Below are 23,523 nucleotides of genomic sequence, written 5' to 3' on the forward strand. Positions count from 1 at the left end.
CTGCTTCCAGGCGGACTAGCCGAAGCTCCGGCTGTCGAACGATGGCGCGGCCTTGCCGCGATAGGCTGACGCTCGCACGCGGACCAGAGCCGCGCCGCAGAAATAGCCAAACTGGAGCACCGCCGCAAAGACGAGAATCGTAACAACGGTGTGACCCGAATCATGTCCCTGCCAGACCGCGCCCGCGCCGAGGATCGCTGCACCGAGAATGATGGCAGGCGGCAGGATGAAGACTCGGAATCGGCCTCCCAGCAACGATCCGATCAGCAGGCTGAAGACGACGACGGTACTCACGACACAACTCCTCGAATTGGTCACGAGTGTTAATGGCCGCGGGCTAATAACGACTTAAGCGGCATGGTTGAACAGTCGTTCAAATGCGCGCGACGCGCTGCGCGAAAATGACGCGATTTGACAGAAATCGCGGCGCATTGCCCGCATAATTGTCACGTGTGTGACAGCAGTTTGAGCATTCTCTCGATGCGATACTGCGTTGCAGAAAAATCGATTTGATTTTCTCGGTGCACTGCCGCAATGTCGCTTTGTTTAGTTAAGATATACTTCGGCGCACGTCGAAAAATTTCGATCGATTTGCTCGCAATCGTGATTGCGGGTGCGTGACGAGGCAGCGAGGTTCGGATGGCTGTAGCAACTTACGGTTCGGAAAACTATTATTCGGCTATATCGAACCGACGCGGTGCCCTCCAGAGACCCCTCCAGGTGGCTTTGATCGCCGGCGACTTCCTCGCCGTGCTGCTCAGCTATTTCGTCGCGAGCGGTTTGTATCGCGTGCTTGTCGTCGAGCAGGATTCGTCCGTCGGAGCCGGTCTCGTCGTCGGCGCGGTATTCGTGACCATCGCCTATTTCCAGGGCGTCTACGATCATCACCGCCTGTTGAGTACGGTCTGGCAGCTGCGCAAGGCCCTGGCGGTCTGGCTGATCTCGTTGACCATCCTCGCGGTCGAGGCATTCCTGCTCAAGTCGTCCGCGGATCTGTCGCGCGGAACTACGCTGCTGTTCGCTGCGACCGGCGGCGTTGCCTTGGGCGGGCTCCGCGTGTTGTGGCGCCTGGCCCTGACCTCGAGCTATGCCAAGGGCCGTCTGGTCGATCGCAAGGTCGTGCTGCTCAGCCTCAAGCCGCTCGATTTCACCTCGACCCGCTTCAAGGATCTGCGCAAGCACGGCTTCAACGTCGTGCGGCATTTCGTGCTCGAGCCGTCCGAAGAGGGCGCAGGCTGGGATAGCGAGATTCGCGACATCATTCGTCAGGGCCGGACGGCGGACGTGGAAGAATATCTCCTGGTCATCGACTGGGACGAGATGCCGCTTCTCCAGAAGCTGAGCCAGCATCTGCGCGTCGTTCCCCAGCCGATTCGTCTCCTGCCGGATTTTCCGATCGCGGATCTGGTGTCGCGTCCGTTCCAGCCGGTCAGCGGCACGGTCGCGATCGAGATCCAGCGTGCGCCGCTCAGCGTGTTCGAGCAAGCGCAGAAGCGCTGCCTCGATATCGGCCTTGCCTCGTTCGCCCTGCTGTTGCTGGCGCCGCTGCTGGTGACGGCCGCGATCATGATCAAGCTCGATTCCAGGGGCAACGTGATCTTCAAGCAGTCCCGGCGCGGCTTCAACGGCAAGCAGTTCGAGATCTGGAAGTTCCGCTCCATGACGGTGGCGGAGAACGGTCATGTCGTCACGCAGGCGACGAAGAGCGACGCGCGTGTCACCCGTGTTGGCCGCGTGCTGCGTCGGACCAGCATCGACGAGCTGCCGCAGCTCTGGAACGTTCTTCGCGGCGAGATGTCGCTGGCCGGGCCGCGCCCGCACGCGCTTGCGCATGACAATTACTACGACCAGCTCATCAGCAATTACGTGTACCGGCATCACATGAAGCCGGGCCTGACCGGATGGGCCCAAGTCAACGGCTTCCGTGGCGAGACGCCGACCATCGATCTGATGGAAAAGCGGGTCGAGTATGACGTCTGGTACGTCAGCAACTGGAGCATCTGGCTCGACATCAGGATCATCCTGAAGACCGCGCTGGCGCTGATTCATCAGGAAGCCTACTGAGCCGGACTGAATCTGGCGCGCATTCGTCGCGCTGGATGCCGATCACGTCCGTGCGAGGCGGAGACGGCCTGCATCTTGCAGCACGCGATCTATCGCCCCCCATCGGCCATTGGAGCCACCGAAACGCGGAGCCTTGCAGATTGAGCCATCGCCTCGTCAGGTCAGCCCTCATGCTGTTGCTGCTCGCCGTCGCGGTTGTCGCGTCCTGCTCCGATGCGCTCGCATTGGAATGGGGCGTCGGCGGGCCGCCGCAGAAGCGCAGGGATCTCGAGCCGATCTTTCAGCTGATGAAGGCGCGAGGGCTGACGCAATACAGGACTGGCCTCAATCTCACGCAGGATGCCGAGCCGGTCGAAGCGCCGATGTTCCGGAAAACCGTCGCGCTGGCCAAAAAATATTCGATCACGCTTCATCCTCTCATCAACTTCCCCTTCCGCTATGGCGACCGCACAGACAGAGGGCGCTATCCGAAGGGAGACGGGGAAGCCCTCTACAGGCAGGGTTACGATCGGACCTACGCGTTCGTCCGGCAGTTCAGCGCAGATGTCCTCGACTGGGAGCTGGAGAACGAGATCAACCTGCTCGCTCTCGATTCCGACGGGAAAAAGCTGTTCGGGCGCGGGATGACGGCGGCTGACTTCGAAATGCCGGTGATGGAGGATTGGGCCCAAGTGTTGCATGGCGCCTCCGATGCCATCGACCAGATCAATCGCGAGACCGGAAGCCATCTGCGCAAGGTGTTGAACACGACCTCGACAATGCTGGGCTTCCTGGACTTCATGGAGTCCAGGGGCGTGAAATACGACGTGATCTCCTACCACTATTACGAGGTGGCGGGGCAGAATCCGCATCGGCACTGGAATGGACGAAATTTGCCCTTCGACCTGTTCAAGAAGCTCGCGTCCTATCGCCGCCCGGTGACGTTCAACGAGGTCAATTGCGGCGAGATCTACAAGACGGCCTATGGAAACCAGCCTGGCGATGCTCTGACGGAGCAATGCCTGCGGACGTTGCGGGACACCTTCCAATATCTGAAGAACCAGAAAGACGTCGAGATCGAAAGCGTCATGGTCTACGAGCTGTTCGACGAGCCGCAGAAGAAGCCTCCGGAGAACAGGTTTGGGCTGATGTACGAGATCGACAGGCCCAAGGTCGCGCTCTTTCTGCTCTCGGAGTTTGCGGGCGGCCGTCTGTCGGCTGAAGAATTGACAGAGTTGAGAACCAGGGGACTGTAGCTCTCGGTCTCCGTGCAAAGAGAAGAACCAGCAATGTCCCTACTTGGATCCGACCGCCCCAACGCCGAAAAGTCGGGCAGTATTCTAGGCTTCAACGGACTGCGCGGTCTTTCGGTCGTTCTGGTCTATCTCAATCACAAGTGCGGACTGCAGTTCTACTCAGGCAGCGTCGGCGTCTGGATCTTCTTCATCCTGAGCGGGTTCCTCATCATCGGCGAGCTCAACAGGCAGCGCAGCAAGGCCGAGACGGCCGCGTCCCGGCCTGCAGCGGAGATCGTCACCTTCTGGGTGAAGCGCGCGACGCGCATCTTTCCCGCATATTATGCGCTTCTCGCCATCCTGTTCCTGACCCGGGCGTATTTTCAGCACGCGGGGCCCGACCTCGGCTTCCGCTATCACGTCGTGTACCTGTCCAACTACTGGATCGGCAGCGTCATCGGCGGGACCGCAGGTCCCTTCGGCGTGCTCTGGACGCTCTCGGTCGAGCAGCAGTTTTACGTGGTCGCGCCCTTCCTGTTCATCCTGCTTCCCCTGGAGCGCCATTTCGTCACCTGCATGTGCGTCGTCGCCCTCGGGCTGGTCGGCCATTTCCTGATGTATTCGTCGGGCTTCAATCACACCGCCATCCACACCTTGTCGCCCTGGAATTTCAGCCTGATCGCGTTCGGTGGCGCGATCACGATCCTGCATCTGCACAGGCAAGGATGGGCTCCGAACGGAAACGGCACGTTCGCGTTTCTCCTCATTTTGGCGTTCGCGTTGTGCTCGAACGGCGTGATTTACGACGCGCCTTCGTATCTTTTCCCGGTGATCGACACTGCGATCGGGCTTTGCCTAGTCGCCCTGGTGTGGTGGGTTCGCGCCAACCAGGAAAGTGTCGTTGTTCACGCACTGGAGTGGAAGCCGCTCGAGCATCTCGGGAAGATCAGCTACGGCTTCTATCTCGTGCATAACTTCATCCCGAACCCGCTCGGCAAGGCGCTCACGCTCTATGGCGGGATGTCGGTGCCCAACAGCGTGAAGATCAGCGCGGGCGCAGCCATCGGCTTCGTGATCTCCTACGCGGTCGCGCATGTGTCCTGGAAGTACTTCGAGTCGCCGATCCTGCGCAGCCGCCGCGGGCTGACCAAGTTCTTCCTGCAATACCTGCCCGACAGCCCTTCCCAGGGCGTGCCGCGAACCGAACTCAAATAGGCGAGGTGTTTGCGTGGCGCCGAATGTCGCGGACATCGGCGCACACGCCGAGGGCCCCTGCCAACCTCAACGGCTCGTACGAACGCCGTCGCCGTCGGTTGGATAGCAGCGATGGCGGACCCGCAGGCCTTTCTCCGCGACGAAATGCGAGAACAGGTCCCGATCGGCTTCCGGCGCCGCGCAAGTGCGTTCGAGCAGCGCGACGCGCGCCTCCATGCCCGCCGCCTGATAGAGCGTGGCGGCGCTGGGGAACAGGCGGGCCTGGAAGATGTCGGCGAAGTCCTGTGTGGCGTAGTCCTTGAGCTCCGGCGAGACCGCGTTGAAGACGCGAAGAGCCAACGGTGCGCGGATGAGCTGGAGCCAGGCCTCGTGCGGCGCGAAGCGATAGGAAAGATCCAGCAACTCCGCTGTTCGCGGCCCGAAGCCGACCTGGCGGATTTCGGCCCAGTAGCGGCCGAACCAGCCCAGTCCTTCCGTCGGTGCGCACGTCAGCAACGCGAGGCTCGTGGACGCGACGGCGTCTGCGTCGATGTCGATCTGCTTCAGATCGCCTGCGCGGGTCGAGTCGTCGGCGATTGCGAGCTGGAGCAGCAGGAGTTCGCGCAGCGTCTTGGCGCTGCATAGTCGGCGGGCGGACGGCAGATTGTCCCCCACGATCCGCCTCAAGCGATCGGTTTCATAGCGTTCGCCGCGCGCCACGCGGCCGGCGATCTGCGGGACCGCGGGATTGGTCACATCCGGGACAACCGATGCGACCCAGACCAGCGCGACAGCGGCGAGAGCGATGGTCGAGCCGCGCAGAAGCCAGCGAAACGCGGATCCCGCCGGCTGCTGTGCCGGCGGCTCGGTGCTAGGCGCCCTCGACATAATAGCTGTTGTAGTGCGAGCCCTTGTACGCCTCGATCCGCTTCAGCATCTTCGGATTGGCGCGATTGAGCACGGCGCCCAGGAGCTTCTTCTGGATGCCCTCGGAGCTGGCCATCGATTCCTGGAGCGCATTGCGGCTCGTGCGGCCCCACTCGATCACGTAAACCATCGCATCGACGAGGTGGCTGACGGCCTTGGCGTCGGCCACCGGCATCACCGGCGCCAGATCGATGACGATGTACTCATACTCCTCGCGAACCACCGCGAGCAGGTCGGCCATCGACTTCGAGGCAATGACGTCCGCCGAGTTCACCATGCGCGAGGCGACGACGGAGGGCAGGAAGTCGAGCCCGCTCTCCTTGCTGCGCTGGATGTGGTAGCCGAACGAGTGCGGATCCTTGAGGGCTTCGACCAGACCGGTCTTGGAATGTGGAGCCAGCGCCCGCGTCAGCGAGCGAGTGTGAAGGTCGCCGTCGATCAGCAGCGTGCGGTGGCCGGTCAACGCGGTCAGATGACCGAAATTGGCGGCGACCGTGGTTTTTCCTTCCTTCGGCAGGGACGACAGGATGCCGATCACCTTGACCTCGCGCGAGAGGCGCGCGACGTCGATCGACACCTTGATGTTCCGCAGCGTCTCCGCAAACCGCGAGAACGGGTGCTCGACGACGTAGCTCGATATGTTTGCTTCCGGATGATCCGCCGAGGCTCTCGCCGGGCGAATGTCGGGAAGGACGCCGAGGCATTTCACCCCGAGCTGGTCCTCGACGTCGTTCGGAGACCGCAGTACGTCGCTCATCAGCTCCTTCGTGAAGGCGGCGCCGAAGCCGAAACAGAGGCCGCCGAGCAGGCCGCCGGCCAGCGCCAGCAGCGTCTTGGGCGAGCTCTTCTTGTCGGGCTTGACCGCCGTGCTGATGATGCGCGCTTCGCTGATCGGGAAGCTCTGGTTCTGCGTCGCGTTCTGAAGCTTCTCGAGGAAGTTGTTGTAGAGGTTGCGATAGGTGTCCGCCGCGCTCTCGAGATCGCGCAGCTTGACCTGCGCCTGGCTGGTGCTGCCGGCCTGGGACACGAGATTCTTGAGGTTGTCCTCGAGTGCCGTCTCGCGGCTCTTGGCGATCTCGTACTCGCTGCGATACGCGTCCGCGATACGGCGCACTTCGTCCGCGATGGCCTTGCGCAGCTCGTCCATGCGGTTGGACAGGTTGACGGCCGCCTGGTGGGTCTTGCCGTAGCGGGTCGACCAATCGGCGTATTGGGCCGCAAGGTCGAGATACTGGGCGCGCAGGCGGGTGATCACGGTGTTGTTGAGGGCGTCCGTCACCGTCGGCTGGACCAGGTCCTTGTCCAGCAACGCCTCGATCCGGTCGAGACGGGCCTTGGCCTCCGCGGTTGCCGCATGCGCGGCGATGAGCTGAGAGTTGACGTCGGCGAGCTGCTGCTCGCTCATCAGGCCCCGGCTGGTGCCGACGATGTTGTTCTGCGCCTTGAACGTTTGCACGGCGCGGTCGCTCGCCGTCGCTTGCTCACGCAGCTCGGCGCTGCGTTGCTGGAGCCATTCGCCGGCGCGCTTGGTCGACTGATATTTCGCTTCCAGCGCGCCCACGATGTACGCGTCCGCGATGGCGTTCGCGATCTGCGCCGCCTTGTTCGGATCGATCGAGCGGAAGTTCATCGAAAGGACATAGGTCGTCAGCACGCGCTCGACCTTGAGATTCTTCTGGAGCAGCTCGACCGCGCCACGCTCGACGCGCTCCTTGCTCGGAGGGCCGTCCGATCCGAACATCGCGACGACCTTGCCGATGACCAGCGGAATCAATCCTGGGTCTGAACCGTTGAACTCCGAATCCTCGGTGAGCTTCAGGCGCCGGACGATCGACAGGAGCAGGTCGTCGGACTGGAGAATCTCGACCTGGCTGTCGACGAAGCCCGGGTCGATCAGCGCGTTGGCGGTTCCGCTGTCCTTGTCCAGCACCTGGGTCTGACGCGTATCCATCAGAATGCGCGCATTTGCCGTGTACATCGGCGTCGCAACGATCAGGTAGACGAGAACGAGCGCGAGCGTACCGGCCACGATGGCGACGATCAGCGGCCATTGGCGACGTACGATGTCCAGAGCGCGCTCGGCGCTAAGCGTCGTGCCACCGACCTCGATGGCATATCTCGGACGTTGCGGAAACTGGTCTCGTGGCTGAAACATCTCTGGGAATCTTGAGGTTGTCACTCAGGGAGGGGAACGGGCTTGAACGGGTCGGCGAGTTCGGTCTTCCATTCACCCGACATCAGGCCGGCGCCCTGGCTCGAGCCTGCCGGCTGGTTATTGGCTGTAGATGGGGCAGGGCTCCCCGAAGCGGGCGCAACCGCCGTATCCTGATCCGCGAAATATCCCTTGAGCACGGAGCCGTCGTGCAGCTTGGCGACGAATTCGCTGATCCTGCGCGCGACGTCGGGTTTGGTCGCGACGCAGCGCTCCTCGGCACGGTGAAGCCCGGCGCCGATTGCGATGCGATCGGCCTGGCTCGCCTCGCGCAACATGTCCCGGACCGGCTCGAGCGCCGCGATGTCGGTCACCAGCAGCCCGGTTAGCCGTCCCGAGAGCTTGTCCCTGTCGTTCTTCGACTGCCGCAACAGAACCGAGGGATCCGAGACGAAGGCACTGATCGCGGCCGATGGGGCGCGTTCGCCGCGATCGACGCATTGCGCATGCGCCGGCGTTGCAAACGCTGCGAACAGCGCAACGGCGACGGCAATCGGCGAAGCCCGGAGAGGACCACGCAACAAGCTATCGAGTTTGAGGAGGATCGCGCTCATATCTCGTTGCGAACTATGGATGGCGTATCGATTTAGACCGTAGGTCCTTGATGGCCCAAAACTATGTCAAATTCTTGTGCGGCGCAAAATATAACCCAGCGCGGACCGAATTGCCATCCTCCGCACCGCGATTCAACATCGACGAAGCTGCTGCTGCGATCAGACGCAGATTCAGCAAATGATTGCATCAAGGCCGCATGCCTTAAGCACGATTCTTAGGCAAACGCCATGGTCAAGACAAAGGCGCGAGGGAATGGTCCAGGGACCATCTCCTCGCGCCTGTCGATTGGGGCGGGTAGAGTGGAACGTCGCGCGATCTATTGGACGGTTCGCAGCATCGCGAGACGCGTGGCCCGCAGGCGCTCGCCATGCTCGCCAATCGCGACCCAGAATTGCGGGTTGCCGCCGGACTGCATCGAGATCCACTCATAGTCCGCCGCGTTCCAGGGGCGCACCGAAGCGGAAAGATTGTCGAGAACGAAGTCTCCGTCGGCGAGACGCGCGACCAGCACAAGGTGGCCCCTGCCGCCCGTCAGGACAACTGCAAGTCGCAGCGCCGATCTGGGCCAGCCCATCTCGATCAGCTGATGGCGCTTGGTGACCGCGTAGTCGTTGCAATCGCCGGCGGACGGCGCAAGCGTCCAGCGCGCCACCATCGGATTGGTGGATTTCTGCATCGGAGTGATGGACGCGTTGACCGAACTGTTGACCTCGCGCAGCATGCTCATTGCCCGCTCGCCCGAAGGCAGGGTCCGTTCGGCGGTGTCGGCGGCGCATTCGGCGTCGTAGTTCATGCAGAACTTGACGAATTGCAGCGGCGCGAGCGCATTGTCGTACTCGCTGATGAATGCGCGCTTTGCCTGGTTCTGTGAACCGTCGTTCAGCGTGTCGGCCTTGGCTGCCGCACCGGCCGTCGCGACCCCGATCGCAACCAGCGATTTGATAATCCAGCTCATGACATCCCCATTTCGCGTTTTCTTTTTGACGCTACGGGTATCTCACAAACGATTTGAGCTTTGGTTCCGCGGAAATTTACAATTGTAGCGAAATTGGCCGGTATCGAGACCGGCCGGGCAGGGGTGGTTAATCCGCTGTCAACGCGGCGGTTCCAGTCGTCAACGCGACGGGCTTACGGAGGTCAGAACCGCGGTCGACGTCGCTGCAAACAGCGTTTGCGTCTGCGACTGGGCGCTGCCGCCGCTCTGATTCAGCACCACGGGCACGGTCGAGGTTGCCGCGCCACCGCGCGCCTCCGCGGCGGTCGAGCCCGGCCCGCCTCCGGCAGTGGTTTCGCCCGTCGGATCGGCGCCCGCCGTCACTTCGGTGGCGATATCGCCGGTTATGCTGGTGAACGACTGGATCAGATCGGGATTGTCTGTCTTGAGAACCGCCTGCTGGATCAACTGGGCAACCTGAGGCTGCGTCAGCACGCAAGTGGAAGCCGCAGTACCGAGGCCGGCGCCGATGGCGCGGCTCTGATCCGCGCTGCTGGCCTTCGCTAATGAGGCAATGCCCTCGACGGTCTCGGGACGTGCGGTCAAAAGGTCGCGGACAGCCGATGCGAGACCGCCCTGGCCGTCCTTGAACTGATCGAGCAGGCCTCCGGGATTGGCCAAAAAGTCGGTGGCGCGCTCCGCCGAAACGATTCCGGTGTTGGCGACACAGCCTGCACTGACGCCGGTCGCAGCAAATGCAGCCGGCGACCAACCAAATAATGTTAGTGCTCCGACAACCACAGCGAAGCGCTTACCAGAATTCCAACTCATTGCCCTGCCCATTTCCATTCTTTTTACTTTAACTCGATTTGCGCAGATTTGCCACGTTCTTTTCGCAATTGTGACGGCAGCGATTGCGCGAGGCCACATCCGACGATAGCCGCGAAAAACACGCCATATCCGGGGATTTGCAGTGAAAAATCGATGCAGCTATGTGATACGCCCAATACGGCGACGCTCGCGCCGATGACGGGTATGTAGCGATCGCGCTTCCTGCGCAAGCTTCCGGTAAGCAAATGGTAAAAGTACCAGAGGCTGACGAGCGCGATCACGGCAAAGGCGGGAATGCCCAATTCGACGGCAATTTCCACCGGCGTGCTGTGGGCGCGATCCCAGATGCCGAGACTGCCGAGCACTGCGGGTCTGTAGGCGGGAAAAACAGCCTCGAAATTGCCGAGCCCGATTCCGAGCAGCCGATGATCGGCGATGATCCCCAATGAGGCCTGGTAGGCTGCAACCCTCTGGGGATCGATCAGCCCATGTTCGACGATTCGCCCTGCGACGAGGCCGCCGACGAGCTGCAGGAGTACGAGCCCTGCAGCCGCCGAGCCGCCTAGGACCAGCCATTTCCGCGATCTGCCGAGTTCGAGCGGCACGAGATAGAGGATGATGGCCAGCACGAATGTGCCGACCGACAGCAGAAGGCCCGCGCGCGATCCGGTCATGGCAAGCGCAATCGTGCAGATCGCGAAGCCCGCGCCAAGCGCCACCGGCGTGGAGAGCATCTGCTCCAGCTGTGCTCGCCAATCCGGTTGCTCCGGCGGCCCGCTCTCCTGGCGGTGCATGGTGCGCAGGAGCGGTACCAGAAACAGCAGGGCGCAGCTGCCCCAGAACGTCGCCCCCGTGTTTCGGTTGACAAACGTTCCCGTGACGAAGCCGAGATAGGCTTCCTTCTGCCGGAATAGGACCACGTCAGGCGCGATCAGCTCCGCCAGGATTCCGTAGAGCGCATACAGGCAGCCGGCCCATGCCAGTATTCGTAGCAGCGAACGGGCAGCTCTCGCATCGCTTGCAAGAATCACCGCGCGCGTGAAGGCGAGTGACAGCAGCAGGACCGACCCGAACGCCAACCACGGTCCGCGTGCGGTCATAGAAAGGCGGTCAGGCAGGGCAAGACCGAACGACCGTCGCGGCAGTTCCCAGATGGTCGCGGATTGTGCAGGAGGGCCGCTCCACATTTGCATCGTGACGATGACGCCCACTGTCGCGACGGCCACTGCCGCCGGAATCAGCAGCATGGCGTTGCGACGGCTCACCGCTGAGAGATCGGCGGTCAGCAGGCTGCAAACGAGCAGAAAATTCCAGAAGCAAATCCACGCGAGGTCGAGGGATCCGAGCGGAAGTGGCGCCAGCACAAACACGGCTGCGGCGAAAAATCGCGATATCGCGCCCAAAGGCCCCTCTGTCGTTCTGCTCAGCGCCGACGGAGCTATCAGAACCTCGCATGAGATCAAGTTAATGCGAGCTGGCGTGTTGACCGTCATTCGCACGATTGCACGGAATGCGGCGGAGGTTCGCGCGCGCAGCCCTGATCTGTTCCAAACGCAATGCCCGTTGCCTCACGAAAGCTGAATTGAAGTTTATGAGCACGTTGCCGAAGCCGGAGCACAGATGTGTCCGGCTTCTTGCTGCCGCATCTTGTGTGCAGTGTCCGGCGCCGGAGATCGGCGGTTCGGCTCTTTTCAGTTGAATAAACCACCCGGTGGAGGCATTATATTGCACCGCAGCATTTCGCTTTGGTCGAATCGTAGAGCGTCTTTCAAGTGCTAGCTCATCAAACAAAGGCGCACTACGTTCCACTGGACAGCGTCCGCGGCCTCGCCGCCCTCTGCGTCGTCGTCCATCACTTCGTCGGATCGGATCCGCTCGCCGCTGCGCTGCCTCACCGCGCCTGGATCGACGTCGCGTTCTTTCACAATTCCTGGCTCTTCGTCGATTTGTTCTTCGTGCTGAGCGGCATCGTGATCTCGATGAGCTACGTTCAGTCGGAATTCAGCGAGTTCGACTTCCGAACGTTTACCCTGCGTCGGATCGCACGCATCTATCCGCTGCACATCGTCATGCTGTTCGCGTTTCTGGCGTTCCGCCTGATGCGGCTATCGCTGACCGAAATGGGCCTGCTGCACTTCTCCACCAACGAATCGGCGGATCTCCAGGTTAACAACGTGTACTCGTTCGTCGCGAACGTGTTCTTGCTCCATGCCATGGGCGTGCTCGACTATCTGAGCTGGAACGGCCCGAGCTGGAGCATCAGCGCCGAATTCTACACCTACATTGTATTCGCCGGCGTCGTCGTCATGGCGCAGCGCCTCGGCTACATCAGGCTCGTCTATGTCCTCAGTGCCGTGCTGGCCGTCCTGGGCGCGGCGCTCATCATCTTCGTGCTCAAGAATGAAACGCTTGATTTCCAGACCAACGGCTTCACCCGATGCTTTCTGGGTTTCTTCATCGGCGTGCTCACGCTTCGCTTCGTCACCGGGAGAGGCCGCGCGGTGAGCCCTCTCGTTCAGTCGGTTTGCCAGATTGGACTGGCCGCCGTTGCCGTCGTGCTGGTCTGTGTCGTCGGCTTCGATGAACGGCTCAGCTTCGTCGCGCCGGTCGTTTTCGCCGCTCTGCTGGGCTCGCTGATGGCGTTTCCCGAGCGGCTCCTGCCGAAGCTGTTGTCTGTTCGACCCCTGGTGTGGTTGGGCAAGCGCTCCTATTCGATCTACATGGTGCACGCCCTCGTCCTCGTTCTCATCCAGTACTTCGCGCGGGGCGTGGGGCCGGCGCGTCTGCAGATGGTGGACAATCTTCTTCCCGGACTGGCGGCGTCGCTGCTGCTGGCCGTCTTCGTCGTGGCCGTGCTTGCGCTTTCCAACTTCACCTATCTCCGGGTCGAGATGCCCGGTTCGCGGTTCGTGCTTCGGCTGTTCAGCCGCCGTGCCGTTCCCTCTGTTGCCGCGGCGGAGTGAGGCGCGATGTCCAGCAGCTCTTCGGCTCTCCCGAGTTCGGACTGGCGCATCGTCGATCCGGTGCGGATGCCTCTGCATCATCAGCAGGAAGGCAGTGCATTCTTCAATCTCGAGGCGATCGCACTCCTGCTTTATTTCTACCGCGACGCGCTCGCAGGCGCGCTGCGCTATTATCTGGCGGTCCTCAAGATCAGTCCGTTGTGGTTCCTGCCCGACATTTTTGCCCTGGTCTGCATTTTCGCCTTCGTGCAGCGCTACATCCTGATGGGACGGAACCTCGTCGCCATCCTCACGCTGTTCTACATCTGCTTTGCGCTCTACCTCGGATACGTGTTCCTGGGTTATTTCAGCGGCATGATGTCGTCGTTCAAGATGATCGCGCCGGTGTTCGTCGGCTTCTGCTTCTGCGGGCGTAATTTCGGCGATTACGATCGACTACAGCGCTGGCTTCACCCGATCTTCTACCTGACGATCGTCGGGATCATATTGTCGTCTCGCTTCCAGATGCCGTGGGTGGGCTATGCCTACGAGACTTTCGGCACGACGCGGCAGGCGACGCGGCTGTGGTGGTCGGCTTCCGAGACACGCCTGGCGGGGCTGGCTGCCGACAGCACGATGGCCGCGTTCTTCGTGTTCATTTCCTTTGTGATCATCTCGGTGCGCCGAAGCCTGCCGTGGTGCCTGTTCTGGACGCCCATCGGTCTCTACGCCATCAAATTGACCACAAACAAGACGTCGCTCGGCGTGATGGTGATCTACGTTCTTTGCCTGATCATCGTTCGTCTCGTTCCCGAGCGCGAGAAGTTTCCCATGCTGCGGCGGATGGCGCTTCTTTCGTTCCTGTCGATCCTGGTGCCGGCGGTGCTGATCGCCTTGTTCTCCGGCAACGGCCTCGTCAGCATGTCGCGCGGCCTGTTCAGCCTGCAGGACCGCGTCAACAACAGCTGGCAGCTGCCGTTCGTCTACATGGCCGATCTCATGCCGGTCGGCTTCTTCGTCGGCTGCGGCCTCGGTTGCTTCAATTATCCGCAGCTGCTGTTCTCGAACAAGCTCAGCTATTACGTCCCGGTGGATAATTTCTACCTCGGCACCTACCTGATGTTCGGGCCGATCTTCGTGGTGTTCATGATCCTGGTCATCCTCGCGGTCGCAAGGACCAGGGACATCTACAAGCTGTCTTTCGCGGTCGCCATGAACCTCTTCACCATCACTGTCTTGGCCTATGGCCCGGCAAGCGGTCTGATCATGCTGGGCGTGGCCTTCAGCGAGGTCTTTGCGCGGGAGAAGGGTGACAGGACCGCCCCGAGTGCGGCACCGCTCGCGCCTGACGTCGAGGATCTGGTTTCGCGGCCGGCATGATCGCCATGGTGCTTCATGCAATGAGCTGCGGCGCGCAGCGCGGGCTCCGGTCCGTCGCCTTCTTTCATCTTGAGATCGGATCGTGGTGGTGAGCGGAGACAGCAGGAATTTCGTAGAGGCGATACAGGGGCTGCGCGGTGTCGCGGCGCTCAGCGTGCTGATCGTGCATCTCCAGGACATGCCGCTTCTGGCGGGCTTCCTGCCCCCCATCTGGCCGTGGCTTGAAGCGACGGTCAACATGGGCGGGCACGGCGTCGAGCTGTTCTTCATGATCAGCGGCTTCCTGATTCCGGCGAGCCTCATGCGCCACCGCAGCGTCGGGAAGTTCTTTCTCGATCGCGCCCTGCGTATCCTTCCCGTGTTCGTGATCCTGCACCTGATCCTGTTCACGGCAGGGCCCCTGGTTGGCTACAAGTTCTTCAAGGGGATCGATCTGCCGACATATCTCAAGCTGTTCCTTGTCAATCTGGCGTTCCTGCCGGACGCACTGGGATTGCCTATCGGCCAGCAGAACGCCTGGACCCTGAGCTACGAATGGGCGTTCTACATCCTGTTCGCGCTGGTCTTCGTGACGGTGGTGCGGCGGAAGAACTGGCTTCTGGCGGCGCCTTTTATCCTGCTCGGTCTCGCGGGCATCGCCTTTCGGCCGATCGCCGCGTTCTTCCTTGTCGGATTGCTGTTCAGTCTCGTCAGCCTGCGGATCCGCGTCGTCGGCTGGCCCGGGTTGCTGGCCGGCATCCTTTGCGGGGCCGCGATGTACGTGTCGATCGAATATGTGCATCCGCTGGTCGGCTTGCTCCCGGGGGCGCTGCTGTTTGGAATGGTCCTTGCTCCAGACTCCGGTGTTGCCGTTGCTCTGAGCGGCAAATTCCTCCAGTTCCTTGGAAAGATCAGCTATAGCCTCTATTTGGTCCATCCTTTTGCGCTATTCCCGTTGCAGGTGATCGGAGTGAAGCTGGCCGCGCACGGAGTCAATCTCTGGCTCCTCTGGGCCGGATTTGCAGGTCTTGGCTTAATTGCCGCGCTGATAGCGGGTGCGGTCAGTTACGAGCTGATCGAAGTGCGACTGCGCCGTTTGCTGGATCCGGCGCTGCGAGGACTGTTTTTCGGAGTGCGTCGTGAAGCCCGTTATGTCGCCTGAGCGCATGCGCTCGCCATCGTTTCAGCCGGATCACATGCGGGTAACGTCATGATCATCAAGAATCTGCTCTCGATGTCGAGCGTGAACGTCGTGAAGTCGGCGGTTCAGTTCCTCATCACGCTGCTGATCACCTATTTCGTGACGCCGACGGAATTCGGGCTCGTGGCGTTTTCGCTGCCGTTCATCGCCTTCATCTCCATGCTGACCGACCTCGGGCTGTCGAGCGCGATGATCCAGAGGACGTCGCTCACGAAGGAGGAGGCCGGTGCGGCGACGACGCTGATGGTCGCGATCGGGATCGGCTGTGCATTGGTGCTGGCCGCCGCATCGAAGCCGCTCGGAGCCGCCGTCGACATGCAGGGACTGCCGGCCGTGCTGGCCGCGCTCTCCGGTTCGGTCGTCTTGTCCATTTCCGCGATGGGACCGCGTGCGGTTCTGGAGCGCTCGCTGCAATATCAAACGATCGCCCTGATCGAAGCCGGGGCCGCGATGGCGTCCGCGACGGTGGGCGTGGTCGGCGCCCTGCTCGGGTGGGGGATCTGGGCGTTGATCGCGTACTATGTCCTGATGCAGGCGGTGCGCGCCGTCGCGTTCTATGTGAACACCAGACGCCACATTCATCTGAACTTCAAATGGCGCGGCGTCGCCCTGATGCTGTCGTTCGGCGGCTGGGTGCTGGCCTCGAACGTCCTCAACTTCACTGCCAGAAACGTCGGCAATCTCCTGATCGGCGCCAAGTTGGGCGCGGCGGCGGTCGGCCTGTTCGGTCTCGCCTTCCAGTTCATGACGCTTCCGCTGATGATTCTCTCCTGGCCGGGCGGAGGGGTTCTCATGGCCACCTTGAGCCGGATGAGCGGCGAGCGGGAACAGGACCGGCGCAAGGCGGCAATTTGCGCGGTGCTCGGCATGACGGCGATGATCACGTTCCCGGCGATGATCTATCTGACCTTCGGGCTGAAATATCCCGTTGCGACATTCCTTTCGCCGCATTGGCAGGAGGTGCTGCCGCTGATCGCCATTCTCGCGCCCGCGGGTGCCGCGCAGTCGATTGCGGCCTATGCCGGCCCGATCCTGCTGGCCCACAACCAGGCGCGGCTCCAGTTTTGGGTGAGCAGCGCCAATAGCGCCAGCATGATTCTTGCTTTTGTCGTCGCACTGCCGTTCGGACTCACGGCCGTCGCCGTGGTGTACCTCGTCGTGTCGATCCTGGTTTGCGCTTTCATGCTGATGATCGGAGCCCGCAACTGCGGGGTTCCCTATGCGTCGTTGTTCGGTTCCCTGATGCCCGCCACCGTGGGGACGTCCCTGGGGACGTTGTGCGCGCTCGTGGCGACGAAGGGCGAGGTCGCAAGTCTGTCGCATTGGCTGATCGCGACGGCCGTTTATGCGGTCGTCGTGCTTTGCAGCTACGTGATATTCAGGCGTCGTATCTGGAACAGCATGCAGTCGCTGCTCGGCGGATCGGTTCCGCCGATGCAGGCAAATCTTCCCTCGGCAGGTTAGTAGAGATCGGTTGATGTCTTCAGGAGAGGGAATGGACGACAAGTCCCAGCCGGGAATTCCGTGGCGCGAGGACCTGATGGCAAACACCGGCAGGTCCGGCGTTGGAGCCGCTATCGTCGCCTTGCTGACGAGCCCGGGCTTTGCCGTGATCACGACGTGGCGGATCGCCAAGATGCTGCGCTTCCGGACGCGCTGGGGTCATCAGATCACCTGGCTGCTCGTGAGGGCGCTGATGCGGCGAGGCTGCTACATCTCGGTTCTCGCAGAAATCGGACCGGGACTGATCCTGCCGCATCCGACCGGAGTCGTGATCGGTGAGGGGGCGCGGATCGGCCGTTCCGTGATGCTGTATCACAACGTCACGCTTGGCCGGCGCGCCTGGGATGAGCCGGGTTGTCCGACCATCGGGGACGATGCCGTTATCTATACCGGTGCCGTAATCGTCGGCCCCATTTCGATTGGCGCAGGAGCAAACGTCGCCGCCAACGCGGTTGTGACGCGTGACGTTCCGCCGCGTTCCGTCGCTGCGGGAGCACCTGCGCGGATCGTGCGCTCGGAAGCACCCGATCGGATGCGCGCTTAAAGCAGCAAGGCGGGGCGCAGGGCCGTGTCGGGTTATCGGGGCATTGCGCTCAAAAGAGGCTCTTGTTCAACACCTGCTTTTCGGGCGGTTCAGTGTTGTTCGGAACCGTCACCCGTTCCGCGCTGCTCGTTTGTTCGCGGACCGGCGAACCGTCCTACGCATGGGCCTGAGCAGGTTCCGTTGGTTCGAGCGATGTCGCGGCCGCCCATGATGCGACAAGCGGCAAATTGCATAGATTCCGGCCATCATCGTGACGCCCTTCTAGTCGGCCTTGGCGGCAAAGCGGTCACAATTCTGATTGCTGGCTATGTATAGTTGTGTCGGGAAACGTCCAATCATGTAACCGAGGGCCAGCCGATGTCGTCGATCATTACCGATTTTTCGCAAGTCTATCCCTATCTCGACGGCTCGAAGTTCAAAGACACCATCGTCGTGCAGTATCGGGGCGACGGCGACGTCAGATACAGATGCGACGTCCTGGTGGATATCTGTCGGGGCAAGCGGGTCTTGCATGTCGGGTGCTGTGACCATCTGCCGCTCATCAAGCGCAAGATCGACAACCGGGATTGGCTGCACGGCCTGATTACGGAATGTTCCGAATACACCGTCGGCGTCGATATCGATGCGGACGCGGTGCGGGAAGCGTCACGAGTTTCCGGCCTCGACAACATGGTCGCGGGAGACGTGACGTCGGGTCAAAAGATCGAAGCAATATCCGGCCGGAAGTTCGACATCGCCGTGTTCGGCGAAGTCGTCGAGCACATTCCCAACCCGGTCTCGTTCCTGTCGCGCTTCAGGGAGAACTACGGCGACGTCGTCGACCAGATCGTGATCACCGTTCCGAACGCCTTCAGGGGCGGCAACATCAAGGGTATCCTGAAGAACGTCGAGACGATCAACAGCGATCACCGGTTCTTCTTCACGCCCTATACGATCGCCAAGGTCGCAATCGATGCCGGGTATGCGCCGGTCGAGGTGAAGATGGCGACCTTCATGCGCGCCGGAATGCTGAAGTCGATGCTGCTGCGGCAGCTTCCGCTGCTCGCCGAGGACATCATCTTTATCGGTGCGGCCACGCGGCCGCACTGACGTCGTTTCATCCGCTCATCCGTGTTCCGCCATCGGGCCGGCAGGCGTACCTGCCGGCCCGATGCGTCGTCAGACGAACAGGAAGTTGCCGTGATCGAGCGTCGCCGAATTCACATTCTTCAGCAGGATGGAATCGGCCGAGGTGAGCTGGATCAGCGTGTCGGAGCCCGATTGCGAAATCTGGAGGTGGCTGTAGTCGGCCACCAGTGATTTCAGGATTTCGATCGTGTCGTGGTTGGACGCGGTTCCGGCGTGGAAGCTCTTGATCTGGTCGTTGCCGCCGTCGAACATGACGGTAGTCGTGCCCGGTGCGGAGGAGAAGACGTCGTTGCCGGTGCCGCCGGCCAGCGTCAGTCCCGCAGTCACGGCCGTGACGGTGTGGGTGCCATCGGTGTTGAGGACGTCGATCGAGAGCAGCGAGCCGCTGGTATTGTAGCTGTCGTGTTCGACGGCGCCCGGCAGGCCGGAGACCTTGAACTTGAAGACATCCGTCGTTCCGTCGGCGTTGTTGAGGGTCTCGGTCGTCTTGACCCCGGTAGAGTCGTAGACATCGGTGACCTTGCTGCCGTCCGACTTGATGACTTGCGTGTAGTCGAGCGTGCCGTCTGCGTGCGAACGGATGAGCGACGTCATCTTGCCCGCAGCGTCGATGTGCTGCTGCTCCGTGACGTAGCTCTTGCCGGTGATGTTGTAGATCGTGTTGTCGTGCGAGCCGTCGGTGTTGTTGGCATAAACCGCGGTCTTGACGCCCGACGTGTACACCGTCGTCGAGTTCGAGCCGTCTTTGTTCAGCACGTAGTCGCTGGTCAGGCTGCCGCTGCTGTCGAACAGCTTCGTCTCCTTGGAGCCGTCGGCGTTGACGACGTAGATCGAAGCGTTCAACCCGTTCGCGTAGTTCGTGGTCGTGACGTCGCCGCCCGCTGTCTTGTGGATCTCCTGGCTCAGGGCTCCCGACGAATCATAATTGTCCGTCGTGGTCGAGCCATCGGTTGAGTTGAGGATCTCGCTGGTCTTGTGGCCGGTGCTGTCATAGAGGTCGGTGACCTTGCTGCCGTCGCTGTTGATCACCTGCTTGTAGGCAAGCGTGTCATCGGCATGGAGGCGGGTCAGGGTCGTGAGCGTGCCGGCCGCGGTGAGGTGCTGGATCTCGGTCGTGTAGCTCTGGCCCGTGATGTTGTAGAAGGAGTTGTCATGGCTGCCGTCAACATTGGTGACATAGAGCTTGGTCTTGACGCCGGCCGAATAGACCGTGTTCGAGGACGAGCCATCCTTGTTCTGGACCAGGTCGCTGGCGATCTTTCCGCTGGAATCATACAGCTTGGTGTCCTTTGACCCGTCGGCGTTGACGACGTAGACCGACGCCAGCAGCGAGCCATTGTAGTTGGTCGTGGTGGTGTTGCCGGAACTCGTCGTGACGATCTCCTGTTTCAGTGCTCCGGACGCCGCGTCATAGATGTCGGTCGTCGTGGCCGACGACGTGACGGTGACGACGGAGATCTTGTGACCCGTGGAGTCGTACTGGGTCGTGACCTTGCTGCCGTCGCTGTTCAGCACCTGGCCATAGGCCATCGTGCCGTCGGCGTGGGTGCGGCTGACCAGCAGCAGCTTTCCGCTCGGGTCGATGTGGTCGTGCTCGGTCGTGTAGGACTGGCCGGTGATGTTGTAATAGTAGTTGTCGCGGCTGCCGTCGGCGTTGGTGACGTAGGCCTTGGTCTTGACACCGGCCGTGTAGACCGTGTTCGAGGACGATCCGTCCGTGTTCTGAACCAGGTCCCCCGAGATGATGCCGTTGGAGTCGTAGAGCTTCGATTCCTTCGAGCCGTCGGCGTTCACCACGTAGACCGACACCAGCAGCGAGCCGTTATAGTTGGTCGTTGTCACGTTGCCGGAGGTCGTCTGCACGACCGTCTGCTTGAGGACGCCGGCGGTGGTGTAGAAATCGGTCGTGGTGGCCGTCGACGTCGTGGTGACGACCGAGGTCTTGTGACCCGTGGAGTCGTACTGGGTCGTAACCTTGCTGCCGTCGCTGTTGAACACCTGGCTGTAGGCCATGGTGCCGTCGGCATGGGTCCGGCTGACCGACAGCAGCTTGCCGCTTGCGTCGAGATGATCGTGCTCGCTGGTGTAGGACTGGCCGGTGATGTTGTAATAATAGTTGTCGAGGCTGCCGTCGGCGTTGGTGACGTAGGTCTTGGTCTTGACACCGGCTGTGTACAGTGTGTTCGAGGACGAGCCATCAGCATTCTGGATCAGGTCGCTCGCGATGATGCCTTGGGCGTCGTACAATTTCGACTCTTTTGACCCGTCGGCGTTGACGACGTAGACCGACACCAGCAACGTGCCGTTGTAGTTCGTCGTGGTGACGTTGCCGGAGGTCGTCTGCACGACCGTCTGCTTGAGGACGCCGGCCGTGGTGTAGAAATCGGTCGTGGTCGCCGACGCCGTGACGGTGATCACCGAGGTCTTGTGGCCCGTGGAGTCGTACTGGGTCGTGACCTTGCTGCCGTCGCTGTTGTAGACTTGGCTGTAGGCCATGGAGCCGTCGGCATGCGTGCGGACGACGGACAGCAGTCTTCCGCTCGCGTCGAGCTGGTCGTGCTCGGTCGTGTAGGACTGGCCGGTGATGTTGTAATAGTAGTTGTCGTGAGTGCGGTCGGCATTGGTGACATAGACCTTGGTCTTGACGCCGGCCGTGTAGAGCGTGTTCGAGGACGATCCGTCCTTGTTCTGGACGAGGTCCGCGATCAGATTGCCGCTTGCATCGTAGGTCTTGGTGTCCTTGTCGCCGATCGGCGAGACCGTGACGTCACGCACCATCTTGCCGTCGGTATAGGCGATGTTCTCCGACGAGCCGTCGGTATTGAGCGTGACCTTGCTGGTGATGACGCCGTTCGTGAAGTTGGACGTGCTGGTCGATACAAGCCTTGCCGAGGAGTCGTAGACCCTGGTCACGCTCCAGGTATCGGTCGAGTTGGTGACGGAGAACTGGTAGCCGCCCTGGATCGCCGCCAGCGCGTTGGTATAGTGCGAGATCATGTACTCCATGGTCGCGATCGAGGCGACCGGAAGCACGTGCGTGTCGGTGAGCGTGATGGTCTGAAGCGAGGTCGAGGCGTTCAGCTCGGACATCTGCGACACGATGTCCTCGGCGGTTCCGCTGACGTCGGTCACGGCGGGCGGTGTCGTGCCGCCTCCTGTCGGAGCGTCGATCTCGATGATCAGGGGATGATCCGTGATCGGAACCACGATCTGGCTGACGTCGGTGTAGGTGGCGATCGGCGAACTGCCCTTCAGCGGGTCGTAAACGTTGATCAGATGGTGGACGCTGCCGAGGTTCACCGTGACCGAACTGGTTGGATTCGAGATCTCGGTGTCGGTGGCGTCGTTCCAGATCTTGGGTTCCGCCCAGACCACCAACTCGTAGGCGCCGTTGCTCTTGCCGAGAACCATGCTGTTCCCGGACGCCGGCAGACCGTCGAGCGTGTAGTTCAGCGAAGCCGTCGGCGTGTGGCCGCCGGTGCCGTCGTCAGCCAGGATTGTCGTCAGATTGTGGATCGCGGTCGCCGCCAGCTTCGGGGTTCCGTCGCCGTTGAACAGGCCCCAGTGCGATTCCGGATCGGTGGGGTCGTTGCTCGCCGAAGCGTCGAGCAGCTGATAGAGATAGGTGGTGCTGACGCCGTCCTTGTAGGCGTCGACCAGCGTGTTCAGGATCGACTTGGCCTGCACGTTTTCGCTGGCGCCAACATAAGGTGTATCGCTCTTGGTCGTATAGCCGGTTTCCGTGATGACGACGGGATCGCCGGGTGTGATCGACGTCGCGTTGCCGAGCAGAGCCTGGAGGGCTGCCGCGGGGGTCAGGCTGGTGCTGACATAGGCGTGGGAGTTGGCGTAGTCGGTCGCTCCCGACATATCTCCAAGTTTGGCGTAGTCGGTCGTGTCGTTGTAGCCCAGTGACAGATTGTAGACGGGGATGTCCTTGAGCGCGGCGTCGGCCTTGATTGCGTTATAGTAGGCCGCCTGGAACTGTGCCGCGGCGGAAACGCTGGAGCTGCCGTTGTAGCTGAAGCCCTGGATGTTGGCCTCGTTGAGGCCTTCCAGCGCGATGACGCTGCCGGGATGACTGGCCGCAAACTCCTTGACGGACTCGAGATAGGCTTGGAGCGCTGCGGTTCCGCCTTCTGGAACACCCGACGGAACCACGAGATCGAATTTGTATCCGTCCTTCGCGAGTCCTTCGACGATCGGTTGCGCCTCGGGGCTCGTGGCGAGTCCGCCGCGCAGTTTGGTCACCCCGAGATATTTGAGGTCGTCCTCTACGAGGGCGAGGTTGTCGTAGGCGCCCCACGAATAACCGACATGGACATTGACGCCGATGGAACTGATGAAGGTGCTCGCCGACAGGATCGTTTGATCTGGTGATGCGGTGGTCATCGGTATTTCAGAGCCTTTTCTGGAACGCGAGAGTTCGTTGCCGCCTGTGTCCGTCGTATCGGCCAATCTCTGTTTTTCGAGTTGGTGAGATCGGTAAAAATGGAAGCACCCCGGAGATTCTCTCGCCGAGACTTTCCTGCGCGACGCTCACAGCGCACGAATCTGCTTAGACTGAGCTTCATCTGTGAAGACCACGCTAATGTGCTTGCAGCATGACGTCGCGATGGCGATGCAACGACGATGTTCGAGCGATGTTGTGCCGATGCCTAATCGCAACGCATTTGCTTCTCGTGCGGGCAGATTTGTTTCCAATGTCTTGCGTCAAGCGCTGTTAGGAGTCGTAGAAACACGGATCAAGCGTCGAATGTGACACTTGGTCTTGCGCCGAAGTCGAGCAGTGCCACGGCACTTTCGCACGCAATTTCTTTTCTTCTCTCCTGGTGTTGTGGTGGTCGCGTCGATGTCGATGAAATTTTCGTCTGCCTTCCGAACGGGCAGGGGGTGATCTTCACTGGCATTGAAG

17 protein-coding genes are annotated in these 23,523 nt (G+C 61.4%); 9 read left to right on the top strand and 8 right to left on the bottom strand.

Annotation, left to right across the window (positions count from 1 at the left end):
* Nucleotides 1–15: 15 nt before the first annotated feature.
* Nucleotides 16–294: a hypothetical protein gene (locus ACE10W_RS08435; RefSeq protein ID WP_231166650.1), complete on the bottom strand. Its 279-nt coding sequence runs from the start codon at nucleotides 292–294 to the stop codon at nucleotides 16–18.
* Nucleotides 295–639: 345 nt separating this feature from the next.
* On the opposite strand from ACE10W_RS08435, the gene ACE10W_RS08440 reads away from it, so the two are divergent.
* The 3 genes from ACE10W_RS08440 (at nucleotide 640) to ACE10W_RS08450 (ending at nucleotide 4,493) form a co-directional block, all read left to right on the top strand.
* On the top strand, nucleotides 640–2,064 hold the full coding sequence (locus ACE10W_RS08440) for an undecaprenyl-phosphate glucose phosphotransferase (RefSeq protein ID WP_375762592.1): 1,425 nt from the start codon (nucleotides 640–642) through the stop codon (nucleotides 2,062–2,064).
* 140 nt (nucleotides 2,065–2,204) lie between these two features.
* Nucleotides 2,205–3,299, top strand: coding sequence for a glycosyl hydrolase 53 family protein (locus ACE10W_RS08445; RefSeq protein WP_304551068.1), 1,095 nt, complete (start codon nucleotides 2,205–2,207; stop codon nucleotides 3,297–3,299).
* A 33-nt stretch (nucleotides 3,300–3,332) separates the two neighbouring features.
* Entirely contained in the window at nucleotides 3,333–4,493 is a 1,161-nt protein-coding gene (locus tag ACE10W_RS08450; RefSeq protein WP_038966607.1) for an acyltransferase, read from the top strand.
* A gap of 66 nt (nucleotides 4,494–4,559) precedes the next feature.
* Here ACE10W_RS08450 and ACE10W_RS08455 read toward each other — a convergent pair whose 3' ends face one another.
* The 6 genes from ACE10W_RS08455 to ACE10W_RS08480 all read right to left on the bottom strand — a co-directional run bounded on the left by ACE10W_RS08455 (nucleotide 4,560) and on the right by ACE10W_RS08480 (nucleotide 11,424).
* Nucleotides 4,560–5,360, bottom strand: coding sequence for a hypothetical protein (locus ACE10W_RS08455; RefSeq protein WP_304551069.1), 801 nt, complete (start codon nucleotides 5,358–5,360; stop codon nucleotides 4,560–4,562).
* Nucleotides 5,344–7,554, bottom strand: coding sequence for a GNVR domain-containing protein (locus tag ACE10W_RS08460; protein WP_161536154.1), 2,211 nt, complete (start codon nucleotides 7,552–7,554; stop codon nucleotides 5,344–5,346). The genes ACE10W_RS08455 and ACE10W_RS08460 overlap by 17 nt, the downstream gene beginning before the upstream one ends.
* 20 nt (nucleotides 7,555–7,574) lie before the next feature.
* Nucleotides 7,575–8,132 carry a hypothetical protein gene (locus ACE10W_RS08465; protein ID WP_231166652.1) on the bottom strand — a complete coding sequence of 186 codons (558 nt, stop codon included), beginning with the start codon at nucleotides 8,130–8,132 and terminating at the stop codon, nucleotides 7,575–7,577.
* Between the two features lie 350 nt (nucleotides 8,133–8,482).
* Complete coding sequence (locus ACE10W_RS08470) at nucleotides 8,483–9,121, bottom strand: transglutaminase-like cysteine peptidase (protein WP_060910779.1); 639 nt, start codon at nucleotides 9,119–9,121, stop codon at nucleotides 8,483–8,485.
* A gap of 159 nt (nucleotides 9,122–9,280) precedes the next feature.
* A complete protein-coding gene (locus ACE10W_RS08475; RefSeq protein WP_304551070.1) occupies nucleotides 9,281–9,949 on the bottom strand; it encodes a hypothetical protein in 669 nt (222 codons plus the stop codon).
* A gap of 5 nt (nucleotides 9,950–9,954) precedes the next feature.
* The gene (locus ACE10W_RS08480; RefSeq protein ID WP_304551071.1) at nucleotides 9,955–11,424 is read right to left on the bottom strand and encodes an O-antigen ligase; all 1,470 of its coding nucleotides are present in this window, start codon (nucleotides 11,422–11,424) and stop codon (nucleotides 9,955–9,957) included.
* A 279-nt stretch (nucleotides 11,425–11,703) separates the two neighbouring features.
* On the opposite strand from ACE10W_RS08480, the gene ACE10W_RS08485 reads away from it, so the two are divergent.
* From ACE10W_RS08485 to ACE10W_RS08510, 6 genes are all read left to right on the top strand, one after another.
* Nucleotides 11,704–12,894: an acyltransferase gene (locus tag ACE10W_RS08485; RefSeq protein WP_304551072.1), complete on the top strand. Its 1,191-nt coding sequence runs from the start codon at nucleotides 11,704–11,706 to the stop codon at nucleotides 12,892–12,894.
* Between the two features lie 6 nt (nucleotides 12,895–12,900).
* Nucleotides 12,901–14,253: a hypothetical protein gene (locus ACE10W_RS08490; protein WP_028174313.1), complete on the top strand. Its 1,353-nt coding sequence runs from the start codon at nucleotides 12,901–12,903 to the stop codon at nucleotides 14,251–14,253.
* An 88-nt stretch (nucleotides 14,254–14,341) separates the two neighbouring features.
* Nucleotides 14,342–15,394, top strand: a complete 1,053-nt coding sequence (locus tag ACE10W_RS08495) for an acyltransferase (RefSeq protein WP_304551073.1) — start codon at nucleotides 14,342–14,344, stop codon at nucleotides 15,392–15,394.
* A gap of 48 nt (nucleotides 15,395–15,442) precedes the next feature.
* Complete coding sequence (locus ACE10W_RS08500; RefSeq protein WP_011085157.1) at nucleotides 15,443–16,897, top strand: lipopolysaccharide biosynthesis protein; 1,455 nt, start codon at nucleotides 15,443–15,445, stop codon at nucleotides 16,895–16,897.
* Between the two features lie 31 nt (nucleotides 16,898–16,928).
* A complete protein-coding gene (locus ACE10W_RS08505) occupies nucleotides 16,929–17,480 on the top strand; it encodes a serine O-acetyltransferase (RefSeq protein ID WP_304551074.1) in 552 nt (183 codons plus the stop codon).
* Between the two features lie 357 nt (nucleotides 17,481–17,837).
* Complete coding sequence (locus ACE10W_RS08510) at nucleotides 17,838–18,569, top strand: bifunctional 2-polyprenyl-6-hydroxyphenol methylase/3-demethylubiquinol 3-O-methyltransferase UbiG (RefSeq protein ID WP_028174315.1); 732 nt, start codon at nucleotides 17,838–17,840, stop codon at nucleotides 18,567–18,569.
* A gap of 69 nt (nucleotides 18,570–18,638) precedes the next feature.
* Here ACE10W_RS08510 and ACE10W_RS08515 read toward each other — a convergent pair whose 3' ends face one another.
* Entirely contained in the window at nucleotides 18,639–23,000 is a 4,362-nt protein-coding gene (locus ACE10W_RS08515) for an RHS repeat protein (protein WP_304551076.1), read from the bottom strand.
* Between the last annotated feature and the right edge of the window lie 523 nt (nucleotides 23,001–23,523).

The organism is Bradyrhizobium sp. B025, assembly GCF_042257955.1.
Classification (GTDB): domain Bacteria; phylum Pseudomonadota; class Alphaproteobacteria; order Rhizobiales; family Xanthobacteraceae; genus Bradyrhizobium; species Bradyrhizobium diazoefficiens.

Bases quoted from the DNA above. Each gene is read 5' to 3' on its own strand.
- ACE10W_RS08440 (WP_375762592.1), top strand. From the start codon at position 640: ATGGCTGTAGCAACTTACGGTTCGGAAAACTATTATTCGGCTATATCG.
- ACE10W_RS08450 (WP_038966607.1), top strand. From the start codon at position 3,333: ATGTCCCTACTTGGATCCGACCGCCCCAACGCCGAAAAGTCGGGCAGT.
- ACE10W_RS08455 (WP_304551069.1), bottom strand. From the start codon at position 5,360: ATGTCGAGGGCGCCTAGCACCGAGCCGCCGGCACAGCAGCCGGCGGGA.
- ACE10W_RS08460 (WP_161536154.1), bottom strand. From the start codon at position 7,554: ATGTTTCAGCCACGAGACCAGTTTCCGCAACGTCCGAGATATGCCATC.
- ACE10W_RS08470 (WP_060910779.1), bottom strand. From the start codon at position 9,121: ATGAGCTGGATTATCAAATCGCTGGTTGCGATCGGGGTCGCGACGGCC.
- ACE10W_RS08475 (WP_304551070.1), bottom strand. From the start codon at position 9,949: ATGGAAATGGGCAGGGCAATGAGTTGGAATTCTGGTAAGCGCTTCGCT.
- ACE10W_RS08480 (WP_304551071.1), bottom strand. From the start codon at position 11,424: ATGACGGTCAACACGCCAGCTCGCATTAACTTGATCTCATGCGAGGTT.
- ACE10W_RS08490 (WP_028174313.1), top strand. From the start codon at position 12,901: ATGTCCAGCAGCTCTTCGGCTCTCCCGAGTTCGGACTGGCGCATCGTC.
- ACE10W_RS08500 (WP_011085157.1), top strand. From the start codon at position 15,443: ATGATCATCAAGAATCTGCTCTCGATGTCGAGCGTGAACGTCGTGAAG.
- ACE10W_RS08505 (WP_304551074.1), top strand. From the start codon at position 16,929: ATGGACGACAAGTCCCAGCCGGGAATTCCGTGGCGCGAGGACCTGATG.
- ACE10W_RS08510 (WP_028174315.1), top strand. From the start codon at position 17,838: ATGTCGTCGATCATTACCGATTTTTCGCAAGTCTATCCCTATCTCGAC.
- ACE10W_RS08515 (WP_304551076.1), bottom strand. From the start codon at position 23,000: ATGACCACCGCATCACCAGATCAAACGATCCTGTCGGCGAGCACCTTC.